The sequence below is a fragment of the Streptococcus mitis genome, assembly GCF_002096835.1.
GTDB classification, from domain to species: domain Bacteria; phylum Bacillota; class Bacilli; order Lactobacillales; family Streptococcaceae; genus Streptococcus; species Streptococcus mitis_W.
Genome location: NZ_NCVG01000005.1, coordinates 1 through 5506, shown reverse-complemented (window position 1 = coordinate 5506; position 5506 = coordinate 1). Strand labels below are relative to the sequence as shown.

The window sequence follows — 5506 nt, the reverse complement described above, 5'->3', positions numbered from 1 at the left end:
ACCACCTTAATCGTTGCCGGAACTTCAACTAATACATTTCCATTTTTATCTTTTACAACAACCGTTACTGGTTTATCCCCAACAGTTGTTGCATCGAACGGTTCAGTCTGTCCATCTGGAACTTTGTACTCAAATGTTGAACCTTCTGGGTAATCACTTGGAGTAATACTATCTCTTGCTTGTGGTTTTTCAGTTGGATTTACAGGAATTAATTGTTCCTTGCCTTCCACTACCTTAACCTTAGCAGGAACTTCTACCAGTTTATCTTCCCCATCTTTTGCTTCTACAATAACATCTTTTTCGCCTGGTGTTGTTGTATCTACTGGAGTTTTATATTTGAATGTTACCCCATCTGGATATTGCTCAGGATCAATATTCTTAGAAGCATCTGGTTGTTTATTAGATTTATCAACCGGCACATATTGTGTCTTACTATCGACTACTACAATTTTAGCAGGAATCTCTGCAACTATTTCTGTACCTAGCTTAGCTACAACTGTTACATCTTTGTCTCCTGTGGAACCAGTATTCGGTTTTTCTTTATACTCAAACGTGGTTCCTTCTGGGAATTTACTTGGATCAATACTATCTTTCGGTGAGATACCTTCTTTGTTTACTGGAACATACTGAGGATAACTTTCTACCACACGTACCGTTGCTGGAACTTCGACAAGTTTATTACCTGCTTTGTCTTTAACAACTACTGTAACATTCTTGTCCCCTGCCTCTGAAGTATTGACTTCTTCTTTATATTCAAATGTTGAACCTTCTGGATATTGATCTGAATCAATACTATCTTTGACACTAGGTTGTTCATTCCCTTCACTAACTGGAACAATTTGAGGATAACCTTTTGCGACTACTACAGTTGCTGGAACTTCAACTAATGGATTTCCATCTTTATCCGTTACTACAACCGTTGTTTCCTTGTCTCCTGCCTTACTTGTTTCAACTGGTTCTTTAAATTTAAACTTAGAACCTTCAGGATAATTTTCTTCATCAACACTCTTAGAGGCGTCTGGTTGTGTATTCTCTTTATTTTCTGCCACATATTGTGTCTTACTATCGACTACTACAATTTTAGCAGGAATCTCTGCAACTATTTCTGTACCTAGCTTAGCTACAACTGTTACATCTTTGTCTCCTGTGGAACCAGTATTCGGTTTTTCTTTATACTCAAACGTGGTTCCTTCTGGGAATTTACTTGGATCAATACTATCTTTCGGTGAGATACCTTCTTTGTTTACTGGAACATACTGAGGATAGCTTTCTACCACACGTACCGTTGCTGGAACTTCGACAAGTTTATTACCTGCTTTGTCTTTAACAACTACTGTAACATTCTTGTCCCCTGCCTCTGAAGTATTGACTTCTTCTTTATACTCAAATGTAGCATCATCAGGAAATTGACTTTTATCTATATTTTTCAGAACATCTGGTTGGATATTGTTGTCACTAACTGATACAATTTGAGGAATTCCTTCAACTACTACAACATCAAATTTATCAGTATCGTCATTTTTTTCAACTGAGTCTTTTCCCTCACTATCTGTAGCCTTTAAAGTTACTGTATAGACACCTGGTTTAGAAGTATCTAATCCCTGATCATCAATAACTGAAACATTTGGTTTTGTTGTTTCCTTATTATCCCTATCATCTTCTAAATCAGCTACTTCAATACCTGGTTTACCATCAACAATAGTATCTGATACTTGTTTCAAAAGTTTTTCAGTATTAACTTTATTAGACACATCCGTTTTAGGAACATATATAACATCTTTATTGACATTTAAAGTTGGAGCTTCATTTAAAACATTCGCATAAGCAACATCTGAATCATTTCCTGCTTTATCTTGAACAGTTACTTTGATACGTTTGTCAGGAGATAAAGCATTATTTGCTTCATCTAAATTAATATCTTCTGGTAAAGGTAATACTAATTTTCCATCAACTTTTTTTAATTTTTCAGAATCTTTGTACCATTCATCACCTTTTTTAGTTAATTTAATTGTTTTCGCACCGTTTGGTAATGTTACTGTTATACTAGTTACACCACCAATCGCATGATTAATTTTTTCAACTTCTGTTGTAGCTTCAGCCTCTGCTAACTTATGCTGATTATCCTTGTTATTATTGTTCTTATCGTTTTCAATAACATCCTTTTTCTCTCTTTCAGGGTCAGTTAAGCCTGTCTCTTCCTCTGGAATAGAAATCAAGAGGTTTCTTTCCTGATTTTTATTCGTACTATTTCCCTGCACTCCATCGATATGTATTGTTTCGACTGTTGGTGCTTTAGGTTTTGTTGAATCTATATAAATCGTCTTATTATAATAGTAGTTTGGATTTTCAGAATTTCTTACACCAGATACTGTATTTCTATACTTACCATTTTCATTTGTAACATCTGCTGTATTTAGTACTTTATTCTCCTCAGCATCTTGTAAACCGTTAGGTAAAAATGTTCGTACTTTAAAAGTCGCAGTCCCTTTATAATCCGGAGATGTTGTAAATTTTACTCGGAAAGAACGAACTCCATCATTTTTATTACTATTCGATCCAATTCCTATGTACGGCCCTATACCATTATTTTTTTGAGAAGTTTGATACTTTATTCGCAATTTTCTTCCTACAGGATCATACGAAATATTATTTTTATGAATTGGTACATTCCCAAACCATATCCAATCTGATTTTGGTGCAGTAATTTCCGTGTCTAGTTCTACTCCTTTGGGAACTTCAATTTCTGTTTCTGCATGACCATAAAGTCTTATACCACCGACACTATTCACTGTAAACTCTAATTCACCTTTTTGATCAGATTTATATAGTTTCTTATCTCCATACCCCCCCTCTTTATTATTAGTTTTAACATTAGTAGTCATTTCGGTACCTGTACCAACAGTTAAATTTACAGCTCCAACAAAATATCCATCTGTTACAGAGATATTTCTGTTACTATCACCTTTCAAAAAAGAATTATGGATAGCAGTTCCATCATCCAAAGCTTCGATTTCAACTTTAATTCGTTTTGTTTCTTTTGGAGTTTCATAAATTGCTCTATATTCGGTCCAACCATCTCCATTACCTCCATTTCCAGTAGGTACAGATATATGTGATTCTTCCATTCCAGCATGATTATCATCTTCTATTGTTGAAATTTTTTTATTAGTATCAGCATCATAGACGGTTATTCTTATTTTTTCACCTGTTCCGGCAGTCCCCATTACTCCGTAAGCACCACCAGTAATAGCGCTTAATAATAGCCGAGAATTTCCATTTACATTAAACTCTTTTGCAATTTTTGTACCCTTTTTCCCAAGTTCTAAATAGTATCCTTTAGGTAAATTATGAGTTCCAACAACTCCAGAATAATTAACACCATTCGCATAATTTTGATTGGCAGCATTTACACCTAATGGATGCCCCTCACTTGGTTGTTCATTATTATCCCTGGGAATTTTTCCATTTAAATCATAAATCTTCGAAGGTTTGGGAGGAAATTCTGAAGGTCTATTTGTATCAAAATTTGTAGGATCTACTGGCTTAATTGCAGTAACCTTTTCTCCACTTTCTATTTTCCATCCATTTAATGCATTTTTAGTATCAGCATCAGCTTTTGTGATTTCTTTTTCCTTCCATTTATAGGTTATTCTACCTAAAATTTTAGTTTCACCACCAGTTGATGCTGTACTTCTTGACCATTGTTTTTCAACCTCTTTCTCACTAACTACAGCATCATCAAAATTGATATCACCAAATTGCTCTTTTGCACTCTCAAAAACTCCATTTTGGGGATTATTTCCATAACCCAGTTTATTATTATTTGTTGGTCCTTCTATCGCTTTACTAATTGTATTTGCAGAATTTAATACAGCTTCTCTAAATCCACTCTCTCCTTTTCCTGGAATGGCTTTTCCATTTCGTGGATCTTGATTTTTGTTTTCTTTTTCTAATTTCTTTTCAATTGATGCTTTTGGTATACTTTTAAGAATAAAATCTATATTATTAAGAGAACTTAATTCTTTGTCGATATCTCCCTGTATTACTTTATCATTAGATAATAAGTCTTGTGCTTTAGCTAATTCTTCATTCGCACTTTTGATTACTTCTTCTGTTTTTTCATTCACTTCAGTTTTTTCAAGTAACGCTTGAACACGAGCAACAGCTAATTCTAATTTACTTGTATCAGCTTTAATAAACTGTTTTTCCTCTTGTCTACTCTCATTATTAAAAGATTCAGTTGAAGAAATAACATCTTTAGATTCTGTATTTTCAGAAGTTGCTTCTGATACCTTAAGATTAGAAGTATTAACTCTATCCTCATTATCTGTTTTCTTATCATATTCCTTTTGTTGATGATTTGAAGATACTGAGGCAGCACTACTATCATTACTTTGAATAGCATCTGCCTGAACAGTACCTCCACCAATAAACATCATAAAAGCAGCAATCGCGACTGAAGCTGCTCCAAAACTTACTTTGCGAATAGAAAAACGTAGTTGTTTTTCACGATCATGTTTACCTTTATAAAACATCTGATTTCCTCCGTTATAAATATTTTATTATATATTATGATACTCTTTTTATCTAATAAATCAATAGAGTTTTTCGCAAAGTTTTATATCACAAAACGAACAATATCCGTATATATATATATATATATATACGGATATTGTTCGCTATTCTTTATAAATATTACATTCTATGAAACATGATGTTTATTGTCTGAAAAATTACGTTTTTATAACATTTTAAATCACATAAATATTTAGCCTATGTATTTTCCAATCAGCTATTAGTTCCTAGCGCTAATTATTTATCATCAAGTAGTACAACCTGTTTCGAATCAGGTTGATAAATGGCTTCCATTTACTTCCTTCTTTCCTAGTTAATCTATTTACACTTCAATCCTACCAAATATTCCTTGAAAGAAGTATCACAATCATTACAAAACATATCTACAATAAATAAGTAAAACATTTATATTAGTTAAAAACTTTATAAAAAGTAAGTACTAATAAATCTTCCCATAAAAAAACGCATAGTATCAGACTTTTTTAAGTTACTGATACTATACGTTCCTGTGATCCTGATATTTTTTCAGCATCAACAATCTTTATATTATTATCCAAATACTATTTCGTAAAGTTTTTATATAGGTCTGGATTTAATATTACACAAGATAAATAATCGACAAATCTTTAATCTTCTTTTTTCTTACGAGCTACGAGTCCGAATGCACCCAACATTCCAAGAAGTCCAAGACTAGCTAGACCAGCCTTATCTTCTGTACCAGTATTTGGTAATTCCCTCTTGTCATTAGCTACGGTTGTTTCAACGGATACTTGTTTAGAATCTGTAGAACTTGTCTGAACTGGAGTAGCTACTGGTTTTTCTGGACTTGTAGGAGTCTCTTGATTGATTGGTTTTTTCACTTTCTTATAGTGATGTAGGGTATTTCCTTTAGCATCCGTTGTTGAATGACTAAATTCGTATCCTTCCAACT

Annotated in this window: 2 protein-coding genes; both read right to left on the bottom strand. The window is 33.2% G+C overall.

All coding sequences use genetic code 11. The annotated features are described in order from the left end of the window. A partial coding sequence (locus B7699_RS00050; protein WP_084926797.1) for a Rib/alpha-like domain-containing protein occupies window positions 1-4535 on the bottom strand: 4535 nt, incomplete at its 3' end. A gap of 666 nt (window positions 4536-5201) precedes the next feature. Then, window positions 5202-5506 (bottom strand): LPXTG cell wall anchor domain-containing protein (locus B7699_RS00045; RefSeq protein WP_142358306.1); only part of this gene is annotated, 305 nt, incomplete at its 5' end.